20 protein-coding genes are annotated in these 22,596 nt (G+C 74.3%); 8 read left to right on the top strand and 12 right to left on the bottom strand.

All coding sequences use genetic code 11. The annotated features are described in order from the left end of the window. Positions 1-110 precede the first annotated feature (110 nt). The 3 genes from ACIQFX_RS38420 (at position 111) to ACIQFX_RS38410 (ending at position 3,968) form a co-directional block, all read left to right on the top strand. Positions 111-776 carry a response regulator transcription factor gene (locus ACIQFX_RS38420; protein ID WP_376482767.1) on the top strand — a complete coding sequence of 222 codons (666 nt, stop codon included), beginning with the start codon at positions 111-113 and terminating at the stop codon, positions 774-776. After that, positions 773-2,092, top strand: a complete 1,320-nt coding sequence (locus tag ACIQFX_RS38415; RefSeq protein ID WP_402473073.1) for a sensor histidine kinase — start codon at positions 773-775, stop codon at positions 2,090-2,092. Before ACIQFX_RS38420 ends, ACIQFX_RS38415 begins: the two co-directional genes overlap by 4 nt. Positions 2,093-2,165: 73 nt before the next feature. Next, positions 2,166-3,968, top strand: coding sequence for an alpha/beta fold hydrolase (locus ACIQFX_RS38410; RefSeq protein WP_402473070.1), 1,803 nt, complete (start codon positions 2,166-2,168; stop codon positions 3,966-3,968). Between the two features lie 160 nt (positions 3,969-4,128). Here ACIQFX_RS38410 and ACIQFX_RS38405 read toward each other — a convergent pair whose 3' ends face one another. The 7 genes from ACIQFX_RS38405 to ACIQFX_RS38375 form a co-directional block, all read right to left on the bottom strand. Beyond that, on the bottom strand, positions 4,129-4,323 hold the full coding sequence (locus ACIQFX_RS38405; protein WP_402473068.1) for a hypothetical protein: 195 nt from the start codon (positions 4,321-4,323) through the stop codon (positions 4,129-4,131). A 211-nt stretch (positions 4,324-4,534) separates the two neighbouring features. Continuing rightward, positions 4,535-5,086, bottom strand: a complete 552-nt coding sequence (locus tag ACIQFX_RS38400; RefSeq protein ID WP_402473066.1) for a hypothetical protein — start codon at positions 5,084-5,086, stop codon at positions 4,535-4,537. 158 nt (positions 5,087-5,244) lie between these two features. Continuing rightward, complete coding sequence (locus ACIQFX_RS38395; protein WP_402473064.1) at positions 5,245-5,862, bottom strand: TOPRIM nucleotidyl transferase/hydrolase domain-containing protein; 618 nt, start codon at positions 5,860-5,862, stop codon at positions 5,245-5,247. Positions 5,863-6,057: 195 nt separating this feature from the next. Further along, positions 6,058-6,702 (bottom strand): DNA alkylation repair protein, encoded by a 645-nt coding sequence (locus tag ACIQFX_RS38390; protein ID WP_402473089.1) that lies wholly within the window; start codon positions 6,700-6,702, stop codon positions 6,058-6,060. Positions 6,703-6,875: 173 nt separating this feature from the next. Continuing rightward, entirely contained in the window at positions 6,876-7,616 is a 741-nt protein-coding gene (locus tag ACIQFX_RS38385; protein ID WP_402473086.1) for a pyridoxamine 5'-phosphate oxidase family protein, read from the bottom strand. Positions 7,617-7,705: 89 nt separating this feature from the next. Further along, positions 7,706-9,427 (bottom strand): globin domain-containing protein, encoded by a 1,722-nt coding sequence (locus ACIQFX_RS38380; RefSeq protein ID WP_402473062.1) that lies wholly within the window; start codon positions 9,425-9,427, stop codon positions 7,706-7,708. A gap of 223 nt (positions 9,428-9,650) precedes the next feature. Further along, complete coding sequence (locus tag ACIQFX_RS38375; RefSeq protein WP_402473059.1) at positions 9,651-10,061, bottom strand: hypothetical protein; 411 nt, start codon at positions 10,059-10,061, stop codon at positions 9,651-9,653. Between ACIQFX_RS38375 and ACIQFX_RS38370 the strand changes: the two genes are divergently transcribed. Further along, positions 10,056-11,630: a CBM35 domain-containing protein gene (locus ACIQFX_RS38370; RefSeq protein ID WP_402473057.1), complete on the top strand. Its 1,575-nt coding sequence runs from the start codon at positions 10,056-10,058 to the stop codon at positions 11,628-11,630. The two genes, ACIQFX_RS38375 and ACIQFX_RS38370, sit on opposite strands and share 6 nt — an antisense overlap. Before the next feature lie 63 nt (positions 11,631-11,693). On the opposite strand, the gene ACIQFX_RS38365 is transcribed toward ACIQFX_RS38370, so the two are convergent. Next, positions 11,694-12,068, bottom strand: coding sequence for an STAS domain-containing protein (locus ACIQFX_RS38365; protein ID WP_402473054.1), 375 nt, complete (start codon positions 12,066-12,068; stop codon positions 11,694-11,696). A 126-nt stretch (positions 12,069-12,194) separates the two neighbouring features. Between ACIQFX_RS38365 and ACIQFX_RS38360 the strand changes: the two genes are divergently transcribed. The 4 genes from ACIQFX_RS38360 to ACIQFX_RS38345 all read left to right on the top strand — a co-directional run bounded on the left by ACIQFX_RS38360 (position 12,195) and on the right by ACIQFX_RS38345 (position 16,819). Then, the gene (locus tag ACIQFX_RS38360) at positions 12,195-12,533 is read left to right on the top strand and encodes a MarR family transcriptional regulator (protein ID WP_402473052.1); all 339 of its coding nucleotides are present in this window, start codon (positions 12,195-12,197) and stop codon (positions 12,531-12,533) included. A gap of 214 nt (positions 12,534-12,747) precedes the next feature. Then, positions 12,748-13,158, top strand: coding sequence for a hypothetical protein (locus ACIQFX_RS38355; RefSeq protein WP_402473050.1), 411 nt, complete (start codon positions 12,748-12,750; stop codon positions 13,156-13,158). After that, entirely contained in the window at positions 13,155-14,210 is a 1,056-nt protein-coding gene (locus ACIQFX_RS38350) for a TerD family protein (protein ID WP_402473083.1), read from the top strand. The genes ACIQFX_RS38355 and ACIQFX_RS38350 overlap by 4 nt, the downstream gene beginning before the upstream one ends. Positions 14,211-14,413: 203 nt before the next feature. After that, positions 14,414-16,819, top strand: coding sequence for a SpoIIE family protein phosphatase (locus ACIQFX_RS38345; RefSeq protein ID WP_402473047.1), 2,406 nt, complete (start codon positions 14,414-14,416; stop codon positions 16,817-16,819). Between the two features lie 270 nt (positions 16,820-17,089). Here the strand turns inward: ACIQFX_RS38345 and ACIQFX_RS38340 are convergent, their stop codons facing one another. The 4 genes from ACIQFX_RS38340 to ACIQFX_RS38325 form a co-directional block, all read right to left on the bottom strand. Continuing rightward, positions 17,090-18,010: a YhjD/YihY/BrkB family envelope integrity protein gene (locus ACIQFX_RS38340; protein WP_402473044.1), complete on the bottom strand. Its 921-nt coding sequence runs from the start codon at positions 18,008-18,010 to the stop codon at positions 17,090-17,092. 252 nt (positions 18,011-18,262) lie between these two features. Then, positions 18,263-19,798, bottom strand: coding sequence for a tetratricopeptide repeat protein (locus tag ACIQFX_RS38335; RefSeq protein WP_402473041.1), 1,536 nt, complete (start codon positions 19,796-19,798; stop codon positions 18,263-18,265). An 88-nt stretch (positions 19,799-19,886) separates the two neighbouring features. After that, positions 19,887-20,759, bottom strand: coding sequence for a CHAT domain-containing protein (locus ACIQFX_RS38330; protein ID WP_402473081.1), 873 nt, complete (start codon positions 20,757-20,759; stop codon positions 19,887-19,889). Between the two features lie 422 nt (positions 20,760-21,181). After that, a complete protein-coding gene (locus tag ACIQFX_RS38325) occupies positions 21,182-22,594 on the bottom strand; it encodes a hypothetical protein (protein ID WP_402473039.1) in 1,413 nt (470 codons plus the stop codon). Between the last annotated feature and the right edge of the window lie 2 nt (positions 22,595-22,596).

The following is a 22,596-nucleotide window of genomic DNA, read 5'->3' as shown; positions in this document are numbered from 1 at the left end:
TGGTGCCATCCCACCTCCCCTGCTGGTTGGAAGCGTCATCACTTCCAACCAGCACAACGAGCAACCCGGTGAACCTATGCGGTCACAGCACTAGGGTGTGCGGCGTGCGAGTGCTACTGGTCGAGGACGACGACAACCTGCGGTTCGGAGTGGCGGCCGCCCTGCGTGCCGCGGGGCTCGCCGTCGACGAGGCGGCGGATCTGCCCCGGGCCGACGAGGCGCTGTTCGTCACCGCGTACGACTGCGCCGTCTTCGACCGGATGCTTCCGTCGGGGGACGCCGCCGCGTACGTGGAGGGGCTGCGCAGGAGCGGCCGGGCGGTGCCGGTGCTCTTCCTCACCGCGCGCGACTCGGTCGCCGACCGCGTCGAGGGCTTCGCGAGCGGCGGTGACGACTACCTGGTCAAGCCGTTCGCCGTGCCGGAGCTGGTCGCCCGCGTGCGCAGTCTGTGCCGGCGTTCCGCCGTCGTCCGCCCGCCCGTGCACCGGGTGGGCGACCTGGAGATCGACACCGCGCGGAGGCGCGTCCACCGCGCCGGGGTGCTGCTGACCCTGACGGGCCGTGAGTTCGCCGTCCTGGAGGCGCTGGCCACGCGTGCCGATCAGGCGGTGTCCCGGGCGGAGCTGCTGGAGAGCTGCTGGGACGAGATGGCCGAGCCGCAGTCGAACGTCCTGGACGTCCTCGTCTCCCAGCTCCGCCGCAAACTGGGCGACCCGCCCGTCGTCCACACCGTGCGGGGTGTCGGCTACCGCCTCGCGGCGGACGGCGAGGCGTGAGGCGTCCCGCCCGGGTACGCGGGTCGAGGACGCCCACCCCGACGGAGCGGGTGCGCCGGCTGCGGCGGCGGACGACCGCGCTGTTCGCGCTGACCAGCGCCGTGGGGCTGGTGGCGATGGCCGCCTTCGCCGTACGCAGCGACGACGCGCGCTGGCGCGAGCAGCTGGACCGGACGATGAACGTGGACACCAGCTGGGCGGTCGGCCTCCTGGAGACCGCGGAGGACGGCCGGCTGGACACGCGGACGCTCGTCGAGACGATGGGGACCGGCTGTCCGCCCCTGTCGGTGCTGACGGCGTCGCCCGCGAAGAGCCCGGCCGACGGCCCCCGGCTGGTCGTCGAGCACGCCCCGGCCCGACCCTGCCTGTCCGTGGCGGACGCGGACGTACGGGAGGTGGCGGCGGCCGCCGTGCGCGGCGAGGACGGTGCGGCCTTCGACCGGCGGGCGACGGACGGCGAGCCCGTCCGGGTGTTCGCCATGCCCTTCTTCGCGCCGGACGCCGGCGAGGGCGATCCCCCGCAGGGCGTCATCGTGACCATGACGGCGACATCGGACCAGGCCGCCGATCACCGTCGGCTGCTGTGGCTGGTGACGGCCGGCTGCGCGCTCCTCGTGGCGCTCTCCGCGGCGGTGGGCCACCTGCTGTCCGGGCGGGCCGTCCGGCCGGCCCTGACGGTGCTCGGCCAGCAGGAGGCGTTCCTCGCCGACGCGGCGCACGACCTCCGTACACCGACGGCGTCCCTGCGGACGCTCGCCGAGACCGCGCTGCGCGGCGAGACGGACACCACCGACGTGCTGAAGCGCACGCTGCGGCTCGCCGAGGGCATGGGCGGCCTGGTCGACGGGCTGCTGACCCGGGCCCGGCTCATGTCCGGCACGGCCTCGCTCGCGCGCGAGCCGCTCCGGCTCGACCAGCTCGTGGAAGCCGTGGTCGCCGAGGCCCCCGTCGAGGGTCACCGGGTGGCGGTCACGGCCGAGGAGACCGTCGTGCACGCCGACCCCGACCTCGTCCGCAGGGCCGTGGCCAACCTCCTCGGCAACGCCCTCGCCCACGGACACCTCCCCGGAATGCCCGCCGACGTCCGGATCGACGTCGGCCGGGACGGGTCGGTGACGGTCGAGGACGCGGGACCGGGCCTGCCGCCGGAGATCGCGGGCGCCCTCTTCGAACGGTTCCGCAGCGGGGCGGGATCGACCGGCCTCGGGCTCTCCATCGCCTCCTGGGTGGCCCACGCCCACGGCGGCACGCTCACCGCCGACCGCGCCGACCTGGGCGGCGCCCGCTTCGTCCTGCGGCTGCCCACGGCTCCTTGACGCGTCCGCTCCTCATCAAATCCTCAGCATCGGCCCGGCAAGCTCCCCCTGAACCGAACATGGGAGCACCACGTTGATCAGCGCCGTCCGCCGCCCCGCCCTCGCCGTCGCCCTCGCCGTCGTCGTCGGCACCGCCCTCGCCGCCTGCACCACGGCCCCCGCCCCCGACCGGACGAAGCCGCCGGCCGGCCGGGCCGACCCCGCCACCCGGCCCGAGCTGCGCGCCTTCTACGGACAGAAGCTGAAGTGGACCGCGTGCGGGGACCACCAGTGCGCCGAGCTCACCGTCCCGATGGACTACGCGCACCCGGCGAACGGCAAGACCTTCGTCCTGCCCGTGACCCGCGCCGTCACGACCGGGTCCGGCCGCCGGATCGGATCGGTCATCGCCAACCCCGGCGGCCCCGGCGGCTCCGGCGTGACGTCCCTCCTGAAGGAGGGCATGGCCGAGTCCTTCAGCCCGAAGGTACGCGCCCGCTTCGACATCGTGTCCTTCGACCCCCGGGGCGTCGGCGGCAGCTCCCCCGCTCTGACCTGCGGCGGAGATACGGATTCCACGAAGCCTTCGGGGAGCGCGGAGCCCACGGAGAACCCTGGGCCCGCGGAGAACCCGGGGCCCGCGAAGAACCCGGGGCCTGCGGAGAGTGCGGAGGGGGCGGAGAGCGTGGAGGGAGCGGAGGGGGCGGCCCCGTCGGCCGCGGAGGGGATGGTCGAGGCGACCCCCGCGGCAGATCCGTTCTTCCCCAGGACCGAGTCGGAGCGCGCCGAAGCGCTCGCGTCCGCGAAGCAGGAGGCCGACGCCTGCGCCAAGGCCGGCGGCGGGATCCTGAGCCACGTCGGCACGGAGGACGTCGCCCGGGACATGGACGTGTTGCGGGCGGCCCTCGGGGAGTCCGAGGTCACCTATCTCGGCTGGTCGTACGGGACGAGTCTGGGCACCGCGTACGCCGAACAGTTCCCGCGTCGGGTCCGCGCCATGGTCCTCGACGGTGCCGTCGACCCCTCGCTGGACTGGGCCCGGCGTGCCGTGAGCCAGGGCGTCGGGTTCCGGCGGGCGGTCGAGGACTACATCACCTCGTGCGCCGAGGTCGCCGGCGACAGCTGCCCCGCCGGCACCTCCGAGGAGATACGCGGCCTCATCGAGGGACTGTTCGAGAAGACCGCGCGCGAGCCGCTGCCCGTCGACGGCGCCGAGTACGGCGCCGACGCGAACACCCTGCTCGGCGCGCTCACCGCGTCCATGTACACCCCGGAGGCCCAGTGGAAGGACCTCTCGGAGGCCCTGGTCGACGCGGAGCGCGGCGACGGCACGAAGCTGGCCCGGCTGGCGGCGCCCGAGGAGCCCGCCCCGGGGACCGACGACCCCGAGAGCGATGGGACCTCCGGGACCGCCCCCGCCCCGGACGCCTCCGCCGACACCGGTGAAACCGGCGACACCGGCGGCACCGGCGCCGCGACGCCGTCCGACAACAGCGAGGCCGCCCTGCAGGCCGTCAACTGCTTCGACGTCCCTCACCCGCGCGACGCCCAGGCCTACTGGAACGCCCTCCCCGCCGCCGACAAGGCCGCGGGTCGCTACGGCACGTCGAGCGTGACCTCCGCCCTCACCTGCAAGGACTGGCCCACCACCACCCGGAAGCCGCACCGCGTCAGCGCCGACGGCGTCCCTCCCGTCCTCGTCGTCGGCACCACCGGCGACGCGGCCACCCCCTACGAGGAGGCTGCCGGCCTCGCCTCCCAGTTCCCCGGCGGCCGGCTCCTGACCTACCAGGGCTTCGGCCACACTGCGTACGGCCGCAGCAACTCCTGTGTCACCGGACACGTCGACGCCTACCTCATCGACCGCCGGCCCGTCCCCACCGGCACCAGCTGCTGACGACGCCGGGACCGCGACTCACGAGGGCCCGGCGGTGGACGGCCTACTCCTCGGCGGCGTCGGCGGCGCTCCGGTCGGCGATGAGGGCCCGGTCGGGGCGCCAGGGGACGAGCCAGGCTCGGCGTGCCGTGCAGGATCTCGGCGGCGAGTTCCTGGGCGATCAGCGGGGAGGCGTGCAGGCCGCCGCGGTCACCTCGCCCAGCACTCCGAGCATCGCGCCGGCCGCCTCCGACGCGCCCGGCCCGCGCCTCCCCGACAGCACCACCCGCGTCCCCGGCTCGCCACACGCCAGCGCGTACGCGATCGACCGCCCCAACACCCCCGCCCCGACGACCACGACGTCGACGTCTGTCACAGCGCCCCCTCCCGCATCCACCTGCCACGTACCCACAGGCTTCCCCCGACGCACCCACCTCGACGCCCGCACCGCCCTCTTCCGGCCATACGGGGCTCAACGCACGCCGCGAGGTCGGAACTGGACACTGATGCGGGGCCCGAACTTTGAGCGCGTGCCGTCGAAGTCCGAGCGACAGGTGTGGCAGTACGGCGACGATGCCCTGTTCGCGTCAGTGACTCCAGTAGTCGCGGCGGGGTGGTTCGACCCATGCATCGGGAGGTCCGACCACGGCGCGCCGGTCCGTCGACCGCAGTCCGGCAAAGGCGCAGGAGTGGGCCACGGCGCTGTGCTGGTAGAGGTACGAAGCCAACTCGGCCTCTTCCGCTGCCGCACGCTCCGTGTCGGTCAGGACTGCCCACTCCGGTACCGAGAACAGGCCCGGCGTCGGTCCAGCCAGGCTCGGCCACCCCGGTGACCAGGCGCCGATCGACAGCCGCCAAGGACCGGCCCCGGCAGCGGCGAGGGCTCGTGCGTTTTCGGGCTTCCTGGACACGACGGCTTCCCAAAGTGCCGTCACCCCGTTCTCCAGCGCGTCCACATCCGCAACTCGACCGGCCAACTCCGCGACGACCTCGGAGGACCCGAACACTGCTGCGCGATGCAGCGGTCGGCCCCCGCTCCATTTCTCCGGATCGGCGCCTTCGTCGAGACGCCGGCGGATGTCGTCGGCATCCGTCCGGTCCCAGCCCATGCCGACCCAACCGTCACTCTCCGCTGCCACCGTTCCCCCTCCGATCCCCCTCCGACATGCCGCACGCTTCGCACCACACGCTCGCACACGGGTCCGCCCCCGGGACCGACCAGCGCGATCAAGGTTCGGTGGCACAAGACACGTACACCCGCGGCCGGCCCTTCGCGTGGCTCGGGCGGCCGAGGGTGTCAGAGGCTGTTCAGGAGGGCGTCGAGCGGGGCCGGCGCGTGGGCCGGGTCGAGGGCTTCGACGAGGAGGGTGCCGTAGCGGATCTTGCGGCCCTTCTTCGTGCCGAGGAAGCGGCGGAGTTGCCGGGGGCGGGGGCGACCGTGCTGGGCGGGCTGGTGGAGGAAGGTCTGCCAGGGGCGGAGGTCGCCCTCCAGGCGGATGATCTCCTCGACGGCGGCCGGGCCGAGGGTGCGGATGAGCTCGTCCTCCAGGTCCGCCACGCACACGAAGACGTCGTCGTGGGGTGCGCCGGCCCGCCGGAGGCCGCGGTCGTAGTACGGCTGCTCTCGGGCGTCGCAGAGTCCGACGAGGCGGAGGCCGAGGCCGGGCGGGCCGAGGAGGCCCGCGTACCGGGCGACGTTCATGGCACCGCCCATCGACACGACGCAGACGCCTTCGGCGGCGAGGTCGCGGCCCCGCCGCACGGCGAGCGTCTCGACGGCCGCGAGGTCGCTCGGGCCCTCCAGGAGCACGGCCGTGCGCAGGTCGAGGCGCGCGGCCAGGTCCCTCGCGATGTCGCCGGAGCCGCCGGCCGCCCAGCCGCTGATCTCGTCCTGGAACGCCGTCATGTGTGCCATGGGGCGAGTGTGCACGCCCGGGGGCGCGTACGGCACGGAATATTCGCCGGTCGCCGGTCGCCGGTCCCGGAGGCCGCGCCCGTCGTCGGACCGGCGTAGGACTGCCGTAGCACCGGCGTCGGACCGGCGATCGTCCAGCCGGGCGTCGGTTTCACGGCTGCCCCGCCGTCCGCCCCCGGCGGACTCCGGGAGTCGCTACGCGGGCTGCTGTCGGCGGACCATCTCGGTGATCCAGACGGGCGCGAAGGGCGAGGTGCAGCCGGGCGGGGTCGGGTAGTCCTCGAGGACTCCGAGGCGCTCGCCGATGGCTATGGCGCGGGAGCGGTACTCGGCGTGGTCGATGCCGATCCGGGCCAGGCAGTGGTTCATGGCCCCTTGCAGGCGGTCGGGCGCGTCCTTCATGTCGGCTTCGATGACGTCGAGCAGGACCGTGGGGTCGAGCCCGTCGGGCTTCTTGGCCACGCGTTCGGTCCTGAGCGCCCAGCCGGCGCTCGCGACCACCGGGTCGGGGTCGGCGGTCCGGGCGACGCGGAGTTCCTCGGCGTGCGGGCTCTTCTTCACCACGTAGTTCACGAGCCAGTCGTGGACCTTGGGCGTGCGGGCCTCGCGCAGCATGGCGTCCAGCCGGTCGCGGTCGAAGGCCTTCGGGCGGCAGACGAGCAGAGCGAGGAGTCGAGCCGCCGTGTCGTCCGTGTCCCACAGCCGGCAGGCGAGCTCCTGCTGGGTCTTCAACCGCTTCGCCAGCGCCCGCAGCTTGCCGAGGTTCACGCCGTGGTCGTCGCCGTGCCGCTCGTTCACGGCACGTGCCTTCGGGTCCTCGAGGTCCGCCGGCTCGGCCATCACCTCGGCCGGCGCCGTCTGGACCACCGCAGCCTCCTGTCCGTCCCGTACGGACTTCAGCGTACGACGGAGCACCGACGAGGGAAGCCCGGGGCCTGCCGGGGGGCACGACCGCCCCACCCGCCGCCGTCGGGTGTGGTCGAGGGCCAGGGCGGCGGCGGGCGGGGTCGCGTTCAGGCGGGTGCGGCCCGGTGGAACCAGCCGGTGAAGGGCTCCCGAGCAGTCGCCGGCTCGGTTCCGGTGGCCGCGCCGGTGAGGGCGCGGTCGTGACGGCGGGCCCTGGCGAGGGCCTTCTCGGCTTCCGCGCGCCATGTGGTGGCGTCGGCGCGGGGCGGGGGTGGGAAGGCGGCGCGGGCTGGTGCTTCGGCGGCGGCGCCGAAGAAGTCGCCGCCCTTGCGCTTGGCGTCGTCGGTTCCCCAGGGGCGTCCGGTGGTGCGGGCGGGGGCCTTCTGGAGGTGGGGGATGTGTTTGGCGCAGTGGATGTAGGCCTCTTCGACGCTGACGACGACCCAGAGCAGGGCGCGTCGGCCGGGTACGGGGTCGACGGGGAGGCGGGGGTGGGCGCGGCGCATGGAGTCGTCGGGGACGCTCCTGGCGCGGCCGTTGACGTGGAGTCCGATGCGGTCCCGGAGGAAGTCGACCATGAGGATGCCGACGTGCGGGTTCTCCTCGATGTTGCCCAGGCTGGCGTGGACGCCGTTGCCCCGGTACTCGGGGTAGGCGAGCGTCGCGTCGTCCAGGACGTGGAGGAAGCCGGGCGGGCCGGCGCGGAAGGAGTTGTCGCAGGTGCCGTGGCGGTCGGCGGTGGCCAGGAAGAACATCTCCTGCCGTGCGACGAACTCGCGCATCCGGGGGTTGAGCCGGTCGAGGACCTGTTCGTCGTAGAAGCGGTCCGCGCGTTCGGTGGTGCCCATGCGCCGCTGGACCCGGTGTTCGCCGTCGCTGCCCGGGCGGGCGGCGCGCGGCTGGTCCGTCGGCCGCCGCACGGCCGGTGGGAAGGTACTCAACTCGTTGCCCCGACCAGTTCCTCGATGGAGTCGTGCCGTATGCGGTGGGCGGGCATGCCGATGCCCACCAGGGTGTCGACGCCGCGGCGGATCATCCCCGCCGGCCCCGACAGGTACGCGTCGTAGGTGTGCCACGGGCCGTACTCGCGTACGGCTTCCGGGAGTCCGCCGGACAGCGGGCCGCCGGACTCGTCGTCGACGACGGGACGCACCGAGAGCCAGGGGTGCGACCGCTGGAGCCGGAGCAGCGTGTCGATGTCGTACAGGCCGTGGTTCCCGCGCGCGCCGTAGAAGACGTCGACGGGCCGCCGCCGCCCGTGCTGGGCCACGTCCTCCACCAGGGCCTTGATGGGTGCGATGCCGGTGCCGCCGCCGAGGCACAGGAGCCCGTTGCCGGTGGTGTGGTCCACGGTCATGGAACCGGCGGGCGGTCCGAGCCTGATGACGTCCCCGGGGCGGGCGCGGTGGACGAGCGCGGTGGAGACCCAGCCGGCGGGCACGGCCTTGACGTGGAACGACAGCAGCCCGTCGGAGCGGGGCGCGGAGGCGAAGGAGTAGTGCCGCCAGACCCGCGGCCACCACGGGGTCTCCAGGGCCGTGTACTGCCCGGCCCGGAAGGGGTACGGGCCGTCGGGCCGGACCGTGACGACGGCGACGTCCCGCGTACGCATGTCGTGGGCGACCACCTCCGCCTGCCACCAGGCGGGCGCGCGGAGCCCGTCCGCGGCCGCAGCGTCGATCATGATCTGCGAGATCGCGGTGTACGCCCCCACCCACGCGGCCTCGGTGCTCGGCCCCCAACTCCCCGGCGCGTGCCGGGCGAGCGCGCCGATCAGCGCCTCCCCGACGGCCGGGTAGTGCTCGGGGAGCGTGCCGTACTTCCGGTGCCCACGCCCGAGGTGCGTCAGGTACGCGGTCAGGGTGGCGGGGTCGTCGGCGTGGGTGGCGGCCGTCAGCAGCGCCTTGAACAGCCGGTCGCGCTGGACGTCCATCGCCGCGGGGAACAGCTCCCTCAGGCCGGGGTGGCGGAGGAACAGCAGCGCGTAGAAGTACGACGTGACCCGGTCGGCGATCGGCTCGATCTCGGCCATCGTCCGGCGCAGCAGCTCCGTGGCGGACGGCCCCTCCGCCGCCGACGGAGCCGACACGGCCGACGTCGCCGGGGGCTGGCGCCGCTCGGCCGCACGCGCGGGTGCCGGGGCCGGCGCAGGGGCAGGGGCAGGAGTCGTCGAGGAGGCCGGGGCCGCCGAGGGGGCCGGGGCTGCTGAGGGGGCCGGGGCTGAGGTCGCCCCGGCGACGTACGGCCGCACGGGATGTGAGGCACGCGTGGCGGGGCTCGGGCGGGACCCGGCGGGCTTCGGGCGTGTCCCAGCAGAATCCGGGTTCGCCCCAGCCGAGTTCGGGTGTGCCCCAGCAGAATCCGGTTGTGCCCCAGCCGAGTTCGGTCCGGGCACACCGGAACCCTGGTATGTCCCAGAGGGGTTCGGGCCCGGCACACCGGAACCCTGCTGTGTCCCAACGGGGTTCGAGCCCGGCACGCCGGAGCCCGGGTGCGTCCCTGCGCGGTCCGGCCGCGCCCCCTCCGCGTCCGGCCGCCGCGTGGCCTGGCGGGGGACGCCCGGTCCGCTCGGACCGGGCCCGAACCAGCCGCCGGGCTGACCGTCGGCGGCGGCACCGGAGCCGTGGCCGGCGGCCGACGGGGTGGTCGGAGCTTCCATCGGTCTGCCTCGCCTCGGACGACTTCGGTCGGGTTCGCACACGGGGTCCGAATGTGCCCGGATTTCCGTGGAGCCCACGGCGTCGGCACCTACCGACCGGGTGAGCGGGGCCGACCATACCCCGCCTTCCCGAATTCGAAGAATTACGCCTTCCACTTCCCTTGGGAACCTATTTTCCCAGGTCAGATGCATGTTACTGGTGAGTTGATAGACGTGTGGACGTTTACGCCACCGCGTCGGCGAGGAATTCGCCGACCGAAATCTCACCGGGTGCCCCGAAGTCCTCCACATTTATGGAACCGGTCTTCACGAGCTTCACCCGGAGGTCACCAGGGGGCCGCACGGAGCACGCGACACCCGACCGTAAATGTTCAGCCATATGAACAGCATCCACAGACATGACCATTGACGCCTCCACGACCACACCCCTAGCTTCCAGGGAAAGCGCTTTCTCGTCCATCCAGCTCGACCCGACCCAGTCCAGCCCAGCCCAACCCCGTCCAACCCGTCCCGGAACGCCTCTCCTCTCCTCTCCTCTCCTCTCCTCTCCTCTCCTCTCCTCTCCTCTCCTCTCCCCTCCCCTCCCCTCCTCTCCCCTCCTCTCCTCCCCTCCCCCTGGAGCCTCCAGATGCACCTGCGATCCGTCACCGCCTGCGTCGGCCTGCTGGCCGGCACGCTCGTCGCCCTGTCCGTGGACACGGCGCACGCCGTGTCGACGCTGTACGAGGCCGAGGCCTCCCCCGCCGTGTGCACCGGCACCGTCGACTCCGACTGGTCCGGGTACTCGGGAAGCGGGTTCTGCAACGGCACCAACGCCGTCGGCGCGCACGTGCAGTTCACGGTGAACGCCTCCGCCGCCGGTACGGCGACGCTGGCCGTACGGTTCGCCAACGGGACGACGGCGGCACGGCCGGCCGGGCTCGTCGTCAACGGGGCCACCGTGCAGACGCCGTCGTTCGAGGCCACGGGCGCCTGGTCGACGTGGGTCACGAAGACCCTGACCGTGCCGCTGAACGCGGGCGCCAACACCGTCCGGCTCTCCCCTACCACCGCCGCCGGTCTGCCGAACGTCGACTCCCTGAACGTGACGACGGCCGACGCGCCGCCGCCCGCGGGCGGCGCGCTGTACGTCGCGCCCGGCGGCACGGACGGCGCGGCCGGTACGCAGTCCGATCCGACGACGCTCACGTCGGCGATCGGCCGCGTCGGTGCCGGCGGGACGATCTACCTCCGCGGCGGCACCTACCGCCATTCCGCGACGGTCACCGTCCCGGCCGGCAACAACGGCACCTCGGGCGCCCTGAAGAAGCTGTCCGCGTACCCGGGCGAGACGCCGGTGCTCGACTTCTCCGCCATGACCGAGGACCCGGCCAACCGCGGTCTCGCGCTGAACGGTTCGTACTGGCACGTGAACGGCGTCGTCGTCCAGCGGGCCGGCGACAACGGCATCTACGTCGGCGGGAGCCACAACGTCATCGAGCGCACGGTCACCCGCTTCAACCGGGACACCGGCCTCCAGCTCGGCCGCATCGCCTCCGGCACGCCGCGCGAGCAGTGGCCGTCCGACAACCTCGTACTGAGCGCGGAGTCGCACGACAACGCCGACTCCGACGGCGAGGACGCCGACGGGTTCGCCGCGAAGCTCACCGTCGGCAGCGGGAACGTCTTCCGACATGCCGTGTCCCACCACAACATCGACGACGGCTGGGACCTTTACACCAAGCCCGACACCGGCCCCATCGGCATCGTGACCATCGAGGACTCCCTCGCCTACGACAACGGCACCCTCAGCGACGGTTCCCAGGCGGGAGCCGGCGACCGCAACGGCTTCAAGCTCGGCGGCGAGGACATCGCGGTCGACCACGTCGTCCGGCGCACCATCGCCTTCCGCAACGGCAAGCACGGGTTCACGTACAACAGCAACCCGGGCAGGTTGACCGTCTCGAACAACGTCAGCGTCGACAACGCCCAGCGCAACTTCTCCTTCGACGCCGGCACTTCGGTGTTCCGCGGCAACACCTCCTGCCGCTCCACCTCCACCGGCACCAACGACCGCACCCTCGGCGACGTCGACGCCTCGAACCAGTTCTGGTCCGGCGCGAACGGCTCCCGCTGCTCCTCGTACTCCGGCACCCTGACCTGGTCCTACGCCACGGACGGTCGTCTCGTCACGGCCTTCGGCGGTCGTACAGTCACGTGGTGACCCCCATCGGGTGAGCCTCCGCCGGCCCCGGCGCTCCGCGCCGGGGCCGGCGACGGAGGACCGTCACGCCGTGTCAGCGAAGAGGTGGGCGGCCCCCGTGACCTCGAGGAGGTGCGTCACCTGGGGACTGGCGGCCCGGATGACCAGGAAGCGGTGATCGCTGACGGCCCGCCGCCATGCGCGCAGCAGGGTGTTGAGCCCCGTGGAGTCGCAGAAGGTGACCTCGGAAAGGTCCAGGACCAGCCTGCCACCGCCCTCGCAGGCCGCCAGGGCCTCGACGAGGGCTCCCCTCAACCGGGGGGCGCTGACGATGTCGAGCTCTCCGCCGATGCTGACGACGGCGCCGTCGTCGTTCGACCGCCGGGAGACGGCGATGCCTCCGTCGTCCACGTCGCCCGGCACGGAAGCGGGGCCGGGGGCTTCGGGGAAGGGAGTCACGAGACCTCCTGAACCAGAGAAGCCTTATGCCACGATTCTCCGCCTACTGGGCGTTACCCGTCAATATTTACCCGAAAATGACATCGGGCGATTGCCTCGACGCTCGTACGGGCGCACGATTCCTATATGGGTGAAAAAAAAGAAAATCACTCAAGCTGGACCTTCCTCACCAGCCATGCCCGTGTGCTGCTGGCCATCTCCCGCGACCCCGGCATCCGACTCCGTGACATCGCGGCCACCTGCGGCGTAACCGAACGGACCGTGCAGGCCATCGTCACGGACCTCGAAGAGGCCGGCTACCTGGTCCGGAGCCGCGCGGACGACGGGCGCCGCAACCACTACGGCATCGTCCAGGGCTCCCGCTTCCGGCATCCCGCCGAATCCGGCCACCAGATCGCCGGCCTCCTCGCACTCCTCGCCGAACCGCGCGTCTCCGCGCCCGACGGCAGACGAGCCGGCTCCTAGCCTCGCCGCGGTCGCTCGCCCGACCTGCCCGCAACCAGGACTGACCGCGAGTGCCTGACGGCGGATGCCGGACCGCGGTGCCCGACCGCGGGTACCTGGCCGCAGGTGCCCGACCTACCGGCGTGGCCGCCGACGACCCGTTGCCGGAACCCGTCGCCCCGGGAGGGCCGCCGATGCCGCCGATGCCGGGATGCCGGGATGCCGGGATGCCGGGATGCCGATCATGGCCAAGGGGGCCAACACCCCGCTGCCCGGCGGCCTGCTGCGTGTCGCCGTGGTGCGCGAGGCCGAGCCGGGGGATCCCCCGGTGGCGGCCGCGGTGGTGCTGCTGGACGGGGCGGGGCGGGTACGGGGCGAGGCCGACGTGGTCCCGGGGCCCGGCCCACGCACCCCTCGGGCGCCGTGCGGCACTCGGGCGGGGCTGTGGAGGACGGGACCGGTCGTCCATCGCCTTGAGGTGGACGAGCGGGCGGTGGAGGCCGCCGTGCAGCGCGTACTGATCGCCGTGCTCACCGCGGGCGGGCCGTTCGGCGCGGTCGGGGGACTTTCCGTGGAGGTGGCGGACACCGCCGGTCGGACGGTCCGCGGTACGAGGTCACGGACGCCGGCGGGGAGACCGCACTGATACTCGGCGAGCTCTACCGCCGCGACGGCGCCTGGTGCTTCCGTGCCGTGGGCCAGGGCTACAGCGGCGGACCCGCCGCGCTCGCCGCCGACCACGGGATACCCGCCGGGGCCCTGCCGACCGCACCGGTGTCGGGGCCCGCGATGACGGAGGTCCACAAGGAGGCCGCCGCACCGTCGGGCACGCGCACCGGCCCGAGCCCTCGCCCGGGCACGGCCCCGGCGGGGCCGGGTGGGGACCGCGGGCCGGAGGACGCGCCCGCGGCCGGTCCCGAGCCGTGGGTGGCCCGGACCGCGTCCCCGGCTCCCTCCTTGGTGAAGGCGGTCGACCCGCATACCAGCGGGGCGGAGCGGGGGCGGCGCCCCGCTGCAGAGGTGGCGCATGCTCCGCAGCCGGCACCGGGGCCGGCGCCGAAGGCCTTGCCCGCACCGGAGGCGTACGACCCCAACGACGTCCGCGCGTACGACCCCGAATGCGTCCGGTCGTCGGCCGGGGGCGTCCACGAGGGCCGTGGGACGCAGGAGTTGACCGTGCACAACCCTGAGCCCGGCCGGACCGCGGTCGTGGAGTTCGAGCGGCGCGGCGGGCCGGGTCCACGCGGCCCGCTGTACCTGTGGCGGCTCGACGGATCGGGCGCGGTGGACGAGTTGTGCGCCTTCTCCACCACAAGGGACGCGCGGGGGGGAGGTACCGCTGTTCACCGAGGGCGAGCCGGAGGCGCGGCTGAGGGTCGAGTGCTCCGCCGACTGACGGCTCCGGGTCCGGGTCCGTGCGATCGACACGCTGGAGGTCCTCGGCAGACGTGCCGAGGGGCGTGGCCCGGCCGTACTGCGCTACGAGGGCCCGCCCTCCTCCGGGCCACGTGCGACGGCCGCGAGGACATCAGCGGCTACGCGCACACCGTCCAGCCGGACGGCACTCGGCACCGGGTCGGGCAGATCGGCACCCGGATGCCGATGACGGGGCCGGCGGCCGTGGGGCCCGAGGGCTGGTGCCATGTGATCGTGAAGCTGGACCACGCGGCCTCGCGGGCCCTGAAGGTGCGCCGCTGACCGACGCGCACCCGGACGCACCGGAGCACCGTGCACGCCGGCGCGGCGCGGCTCGCGAAGCCGTCGAGCGCGCGGCCCGCGGGGGCGTACTGCTCGGCGGGGGATGCCGGGGGTTGCCCGAGCGGGACCGGCCGGCACCTCTCTTCCGCGGCCCCGCACGCGGCGGGGATGCGGGCCGGTCACGGAGTGGCATGCTCGGATGTATGGAGGGCGAATCCTCGGCGCCCGACGCGGGCGACGGCGCGGCACCCGAAATCCTGGCGCTGGCGAAGGTCGTGGCCCGGCTGCGTGCCGAGGTCGTGGACCTGGAGAGCGGCGCGTCGATGTCCGCCGTCGTGGAACGTGCGAAGGGCGTCGTCATGGCCCGTACGGGCCTGTCGGCGGACGCCGCCGACCAGCTGCTGCTCGACCGCGCCGAGCAGTACCGAAGGACGCTCCTGGAGGAGTGCTGGATCACCCTGGGGCGCGCCCAGGGGGCCACGGCACCGGCCCCCTCGGTGACGGCGTCCGGCGGGCCCCGCGAGGAGGAACCGTCCCCGTTCGACACGGGTCGCTACGTCACCGGCGGTTCCCGTGCGGCCGGGAACCGGACCTCGGCCCTGGCCCGGCTGGCCGAGGGACTGACGGGCGCGCGGCTCCCGGACGACGTGGCGCAGCTGCTCCGGTCGGCGTTCGCCGACGCGGAGGGCGTGGACGCCGTGATGATCTACACGGTGACGACGGGCCGCAGCCTGGAGCTGGTCGGCAGCGCCGGCATCGACGACGCACTGGCCGAGCAGTGGTCCCACGTCCCGCCCCTCGGGGGTGTGGCCCCGCTGGAGGCCCTCGACTCCCGCGACGCGGTGTGGATCGAAGAGCCGGAGCGGACCGAGGAACGCCATCTGCTGATCGGGGACTCGCCCGGGCGCTGGCCCTCACGGGCCTGGCTGCCGGTGCCCGACGACGGGCCGATGACGAGGGCCGTCGGCTTCTTCCGTAACGTCCCGGGCCCCATCGCCCCGCGGACCCGAACCCTGCTGCGGCGCGCCGTCAGGCTCTGCGGCGGTCTCCTGCGGGAGGACCGGCGGCCGCCCGGAACCGACTCGCCCCACGGCGTCGCGTCCCTCCAGTCGGTGTTCGACGCCCTGCCGGGGCCCGCGGTCCTGCTGACGCCGCTGCGGTCCGAGAGCGGTGACGTCGAGGACTTCCGGATCGAGGCGGCGACGCCCGAGGCGGTCGACGTGGCCGGACACCAGGGCAGGGAACTGGTGGGCCGGCGGGTCCTGGAGACGTATCCCACGGTCGCGGGCAGCGCCCTGTGGGACGGGTACCTGGGGACGCTGGTCACCGGCGAGGTCTACGAAGGCGACCCCTTCACGTACGTGGAGGTGAGCAGGGGCGTCCAGGAGGAGTCCGTGTACTCGGTCCGCGCCTCACGGCTCGACGGCCGTCTCGTGGTGTCCTGGATCCGCCACGACACCAGCGCGCGCGAGACCCGCCGGCTCGCCGACATGCAGCGCCTGGGGAACCTCGGCTGGGCCGCCTGGAACCTGGTCACCGACGCCATCACCTGGTCCGACCAGGTGTACGTCGTCTTCGACCGCGATCCCGCCCTCGGCCCCATGCGTCTGGAGGAACTGCCCCGGCACCTCGTCGCCGAGGACCTGCCTCGGGTCGGTACCGCCGTGCAGCGGCTGCTCGACGAGGGCCTGCCCGTCGACCAGCCCTTCCGCATCACCACCGCGCACGGTGTACGGCACCTGCGCATCGTCGCCGAGGCGCAGCGGGACGCGGGCGGCGCCCCCGTCGAGGTGCACGGCTTCTTCCAGGACCTCAGCGCGCAGCGGGACGCGGAGCAGGCCCTGCGCGAGAGCGAGCGCCACAACCTCGTCCAGCGCGGCATGCTCAAGGCCGAGCGGGCGCTCGGCGCCCGTCTCCAGGACACCCTGCTGCCGATCCCCGAGCAGTCGCTCGAACTCGCCGGGCTGCGCGTCGACGTCGCCTACGTCCCCGCCGACCGGGGTCTCAACGTCGGCGGCGACTGGTACTCCGCGATCGAGCTCCCGGACCGCAGCGCGCTGTTCGTCGTCGGAGACGTCGCCGGTCACGGTCTGGCAGCCGTCGGCACCATGGCCCAGCTCCGGTTCACCACCAAGGGCATGACCATCACCGGATCGGCCCTCCCGGACGTCCTCGGCAGGCTCAACGCCCTCCTTCTCCACACCGCGACGGACGAGCGGGGCGGCACCGCCACCATGGTCATGGGGCGCTACCGTCCGTGGGACCACCGGCTGACCTGGGTGCGTGCCGGTCACCTGCCGCCCCTGCTCGTCCGGAACGGCGAGGCGGAATTCCTGCCGCAGCCCGACGGCTGCCTCCTCGGTGCCGCCCCCGACGCGCGGTACGGGGAGTCCGAGATCACGCTGCTTCCCGGCGATCACTTGCTGCTGTACACGGACGGCCTCGTCGAGGAGCCCGGCGAGAACCTCTCGGCAGGGCTCGACCGCCTCGCCTCCCGCGCCCTGCGGCTCCTGCGCGGGAGCAGCGACGCCATGCTCGCCCGCCCGCTCGCCTCGATGGGCCCGGGAAACCGGGACGACATCTGCGCCCTCGACATCTGCCTCCGATGAGAGCCCGCTGCCGGGCACAAGCACCGCCGGACCGGCGGGCATCGCCCGGTCGGGCGGCGGCGCACGTATCGGCGCCGCCGCCCGGCAGGGAGGGGAAGCGTCCGGGCGGCGACACCGGGCGGCTGCCCGGTCGTACGGCACCCATGCGCGTCCGGCGCCCCGTACCTCGGACGGAACGCGGCAGCGGTGCGTCCCGTGCCGTGGTGACGCGCCATGGTGACGCGCCGTGGTGACGCGCCGTGGTGACGCGCCGACGTCGCGATCGGGGCGTCACTCCTCCGAACCCGCAGACCCCCCAGAGCCCTCTGACCGCTCCGAACGCTCCGAACGCTCCGGCGAGGAGGTGCCTGGGGCGGCCGGCGGGCGGTCCGTTCCCAGGTAGTGGTTCAGCGGGGGTTCCTGGGCGAGTACGGCGCCGACGGTGACGGCGAAGGTGACCGCGGCGCACACCGCGATGAGCCAGGAGAGCAGGGTGAGGACCAGGCCCAGCGAGCCGTACTCCTCCAGGGCGCGGTTCAGGGCTCCCGGCATGTAGAGGCGGGCGGTGATGCCGAGGACGGTCGTGGCCACGCCGGCGAGGAGGGCGCCGGGCAGGAGCGGCAGCCAGGCGACCCGTTTGGCGAGCAGGAGGTGCTGGGTCCACAGCCAGACACCGGTGCTCACCAGGAAGTAGACGGGCACGCCCAGCCACGCGCCGACACCGAAGCCGTCGCGGATGGGGGCCTGGAGGAGCACCACGATGAGGAGTGCGAGCAGCCACACCGTCCACCGCCACGCGGCGATCCTGGTCCCGGCCTTGGGCAGGCGCCAGGCCCGCTCGCACACCCGGGCCATGGCGCGACTGAAGCTCGTGGCCGACACCAGGGCCACGAACGCGCCGACGGCTCCGGTCGTCTCGCGCAGCGCCTCGGCGGTGGACCCGTCCAGGACCTGCTTGAGCTGCTCGTCGGACGGGCCGGTCAGGCCGAACATGGCCCGGAGGGACTCGCCCAGCTGGTTGCGGACGCCGAGCGGGGCGAACGCCGCCAGCGCGAACAGCAGGGGCACGGCGGCCAGGAACGCCTGTGCGGCAAGTCGGGTGGCCGCGTCCAGCAGGTTTCCGCTCACCAGCCTGGTCGTCAGTTCCACGAGCACCGGAAAGCGCTCCTCGGCCCCGGTCCGGATGCTCCGCACCCGGGTCGCCCACGACATCCCGCCTCCCGACCCCCTGCCCCGACCGATCCAGCCCATTGGAAGCGACCTGCCGTCATCTGGCGAATCCGCAGGGGCCGTACGGGGGAACGGGCGCGTCAGCCGGCGGAGCACCCGGGCCGTCGGCAGCGGAAGGACCTCGGCCGTCGGCGGGCCCTGCCGTCAGCAGCCGAGGGACCTCGGCCGTCGGCTGCTCCGGACCGTCACCCGTCGGAACGCCCACGCCCTCGGGTCCTCCGCTGCTCCGGTCCGTCAGCCGTCGGAGGGCCGCGGTCGTCTCCCGTCGAGGAGGTCCAGGGCGGCGCGGGCGTCGGGGTCTCCCGCTCGGGCGGGGCCGCCGAGCCAGTCGGCCACCGCAGCGAGGTCGGGCCCGTCGGGCCGGGACTGCGGGTGGGACGGGGGCGCGGCGGATGGTCCGGCGGTCGCGGGCGGCGCGTCGACGGTCCGCAGCAAGCGTTCGGCCTCGTCGCCGCGGCCCCTGCGCATCAGCGCCGTCGCCAGGTTGAGCTTCGCGGCGGCGTGGCCCTGTTCGGCGGCGCGCCGCCAGAGGAGTTCGGCTCCGTCCCGGTCGCCGCGCTCCGCGAGGACCGCGCCGCAGCTGACGGTCGCGTCGGTGTCGCCCGCGTCGGCCGCCCTGCGCCACCATTGCTCGGCTGCGGCCATGTCGCCGCGCTGGCGCAGCAGGTTCCCGGGGTTGTTCATGCCACCGGCGTCCCCCGCCTCGACGGCCTTGCGGTAGTACGTCTCCATTCCGTCGAGGTCGCCGCGCTGCCGGAGCAGGACGCCGAGGTCGACGTACGAGTCCACGTGCCCCGCGGCGACGGCGAGCCGGTAGAGGCGCTCCGCCTCCTCGGTCTCGCCGCCCTCGGCCAGGAGCGCGGCCAGGGTGTGCCGGGCCGGCGGGTGTCCGGCGTCGGCGGCCCTCCGAAGATGGGGGCGTGCCCCTTCGAAGCCGTCCCGGGACAGGTGCATCAGGGCGATCCAGTACAGGATCTCGGGGTCGCCCGAGTCCACGGCCGCGGAGAAGCGCACCCGGGCGAGCTCCGGGTCGCCCTCCTCGGCGTGCAGCACGGCCATCGCCAAGTGGACGTGGGGGTGGCCGTCTTCGAGGTGGAGGAGCAGCTGACGGCCCGCCCACTCGACGGCACTCGTCGGCACCGGGGGTACGGCACTCGCCTGCGACGGAGGTGACGCGGGCGCGGGAGCCGAGGACGGAGTCGGAGACGAGGCAGGGGCGGGGGCGGGGGCAGGGGCCGGGAACAGGGCCGGAGGCGAGGTGGGGGCGGAAGCCGGGAACGGGGCCGGAGACGGGTTCGGGGCGGGTGCGGATGAGGCGGGGGCGGAAGTCTGGTTCGGGGTCGGCGGCGCGGCTCCGCGTTCCGCCGCCGCGCGCAGGGCCCGTGCCTCCTCCAGTGCCTGCCGGGCCATGGCGTTGCCGGTCTCGGCGACGGGCCGGAAGTAGCGCTCGGCCTCCGCGTAGTCGCCCTGGTCCAGGCGGATCGTGCCCAGGACCACCGAGGCCATCGGGTCGCCGGCCGCTCGGGCGCGCTGGAGCCACTCCTCGGCTTCGGCCAGGGCTCCGCGGTTGCCCAGGCCGATGCCGTAGACCGTCATCGTGTGGATGCCGCCCGCCTCGGCGGCCTCCCGCGCCAGGTCCTCCGATATGCCGAGTCCCCGGGAGCAGGCGGCCTCGACCAGGGCGTCCCTGGTCGGATCGGCGGCGCTTGCGCGTGCCGCCCGGCCGTTGTCGTCCGCGGCCTTGCCCCTTCTCCTCCACCACCTGCTCATACGGCTCCCCCTCCGACGAAGCGATGCTTTCCGTGACTGCCGGGCGGCGGGCGGGTAAGCCCGTGACTTCCCTCCTCGGTAAGCGAGTTCACGGCCCCACGTGAATGTATGCCGCCCACAGCGAAGGAGTGGCGGGATACCGGTCGCGCGTCTCCCGGACCGCGTCGTGCAGGGCGCGGGCGGCCACCGGGTGGGGTGCGCCGAGTCCGGCGCACACGCGCTCGGCGATCCGGAGGGACACGGTGTCGTCGGTCTCCCACAGGGAGCCGAGGACGTGGCGGAATCCGGCGAGGTGGAGGCCGCCCGCGAGGTGGAGCGCCTCGTCCAGGGCGGTGAAGCCGCTCCTGGCGGTCGCGCGGGCGGACAGGTAGGCCAGCTCGGCAGAGGGGAGGTCGAGGCGGGACACGCCGGCCACGGTGAGGGGGTGGTCGAGGTGGTCGTGGACGAGCAGCCGGCTGCCGGAGGCCGTGGCGGGCTCGGCGGCGCCGTGGCCGCAGAAGTGCAGCCAGGTGTGGTCGGCGAGGGCCGTGACCACAGCGGCGCGGGTGGCGTCCGCTCCGGCGATCAGGCGGGCACCGGTCAGCATGCCGGCGACCGCGGCCGCTTCCTCGGCCGCCCCGGGGAGCGGCCGTGCCGCGGGTGCCTCGGGCCCGGCGACGACCAGGAACGACGGGGTGGGCGGCGCGTCCGCCGGGCGACGGCTCTGCGCGAGGGCCCGGACCGTGGGGGCGTAGGACGAGACGGCCCGGTCGAGCACCGTGCGCCCGGCTCCTTCGGCGTGGTGTCCGGCGGCGTGCAGCGGGAGGAAGGCGGGCGGTCCGGTGGGGATCCACCAGACGCGGGGCGGCCGGGCTCCGGGCGGGCCGGTGAGGCCGAGGGCGTCGAGCACGGGGCCGGTCACGGTGTCCCACAGCCAGGCGAGGTGCCCGTCGAGTTCCTCCTCTCCGGCCAGCCGGGCCATGAGGTCGGCGTCGTCGGGGTCCCGGAGCCGGTCGAGGGCGGCGAGGAAGGACGTCGTCCGGGCGACGACCTCGGTCAGCGTGAGGCCGGGGAGCGGTACGGTCCGCAGGCCGCCGGAGGTGAGGAACAGCGCGTCGCAGCGGAAGCGGCTGACGTTGACGAGGACGACGGGGCCGTCCGCGCCCTGCGGCAGCAGTCGCGCCGGGTGCGGGGGGCGCATGAAGTCCTCGAAGCCGTCCCGCGCGCGGACGTCCTCCAGGAGCCGGTCCCATTCCGCGGCCAGGCCGTGCCGCCGGTCGGACGACGGTACGACCCCGGCCACGTCCGCATCCGCATCCGCATCGAGCCGTGTGCGGAGCCAGGCGAGGCGGTCGGCGGATTCCGGTGCGTGGGCGCGGAGTCGGGCGAGTTCGTCGTGGTGCTTCATGCCCTGGCCGAGCAGGACCCCGCGCCCCGGCTCCAGGAGGGCGAGCGCGCCGTCCGCGTCGCCGGCGGCCAGGGCGCAGGCGGCCGCGTCGCTCGCCAGGCCCTTGGTGTAGGCGAGCGCCTGTTCGGCGTCGGCGGGCGCCAGGTGGCGGGGGACGAGCGCGGGCAGCCGGGCGACGGCCTGTCCGTACGCGGTCGCGGCCTCCGCCGGGGAGCCCGCCTCCATGGCCCCGCGCGCCCAGGCGTGGGCCGCCCGCAGGCGCAGGAGGGGAGGGGCGGCGGGCTGGAAGGCCGCGGCGCGCAGCTCGGCCGCGGCGGCGGTCCGGTCACGGGGGGGGCGAGCAGCAGGCCGAGCTGGTACCGGACGAAGGCCTGCTGCGTGTCCTCGGGCGGCAGCGCCGCGGAGGCGGTGCGCAGGAGACTCTCCGCGCGCCGCGCGTCGCCGTCCGCGCCTGTCCGTTCGTGCCGTTCGGTGAGGGCGGAGGCCAGGTTGAGCAGGGCTGCCGGCCAGGAGGTGCTGTGGCCCTGCGCCGCGGCATCGGCATCGGCATCGGCATCGGCATCGGCATCAGTGCCTCCCTTGGCGTCGGCACCGGCACCGGCGCCGGCGCCGAGGGAGGCTGCGGTCTCCAGCGCCTCGATGCGCGCCTCGAAGTCCGTTTCACGGCCGTCGAGTTCGTACCGGGCGCGCAGGGCGCTCGCCAGCCCCTGCTGGAGGAGGCCGTGGTCGTGGTGGCCCGCCGGCGTGAGGGCGACGGCCTCGCGGTGCACGGCGACGGCCTCTTCGAGGTCCGCCGGGTCGCGGGTGCGTTCGTGGCGGCGCCGCAGGGCGAGCCCCAGGTTGTACAGCCTGCCCGCGCGGTCCGTCTCGCCGCCGGACTCGACGGCCGCGCGCGCCACCCGTACCGCTTCGAGTACGTCGTCGAGGCCTCCCCCGCGGTCGTGGCGCTCGCGCAGGGCCGCGCCCAGGGTCGAGAGGATCCACGCGCGGTCGGGGTGCCCGCCGCCCGCCGCGGACTCGGCCTCGCGCAGTGCGGTGACGGCGCCGTCGAGGTCCCGCGCGCTCCCCCAGCGTTCGTACCGCAGCCGCAGGGACACCCCCCACAGGGCGAGGACGGTCGCGCGCAGCGGGCGGAGCCGCTCCGGGACGACGTCGACCGCGACCTCGGCCGCCCGGACGGCCTGCTCCAACAGCAACGGATCCGGGTCGCGTCGGGCCGCGGTGACGCGGTCGCGGGCCTCCCGGTGGACGGCGGCCACCCGCCCGGCCTCCTCCGCGTCCGCGGTGTCCGCCGATGTCTCGGGTCCGGCGAACCGTTCCAGGGCAGCCGCGACGGCCGCGTTCTCGCGCCCCGCCTCCGGGCCCAGCACGAGGCTCCGGCAGCGGTGCAGGTCGGCGATGGCCCGCACGG

This window comes from Streptomyces sp. NPDC093089 (assembly GCF_044754405.1).
In the GTDB taxonomy this organism is placed as follows: domain Bacteria; phylum Actinomycetota; class Actinomycetes; order Streptomycetales; family Streptomycetaceae; genus Streptomyces.
Note: the sequence above shows the minus strand (reverse complement) of the source record. Positions and strands in the feature narration are given on the sequence as shown.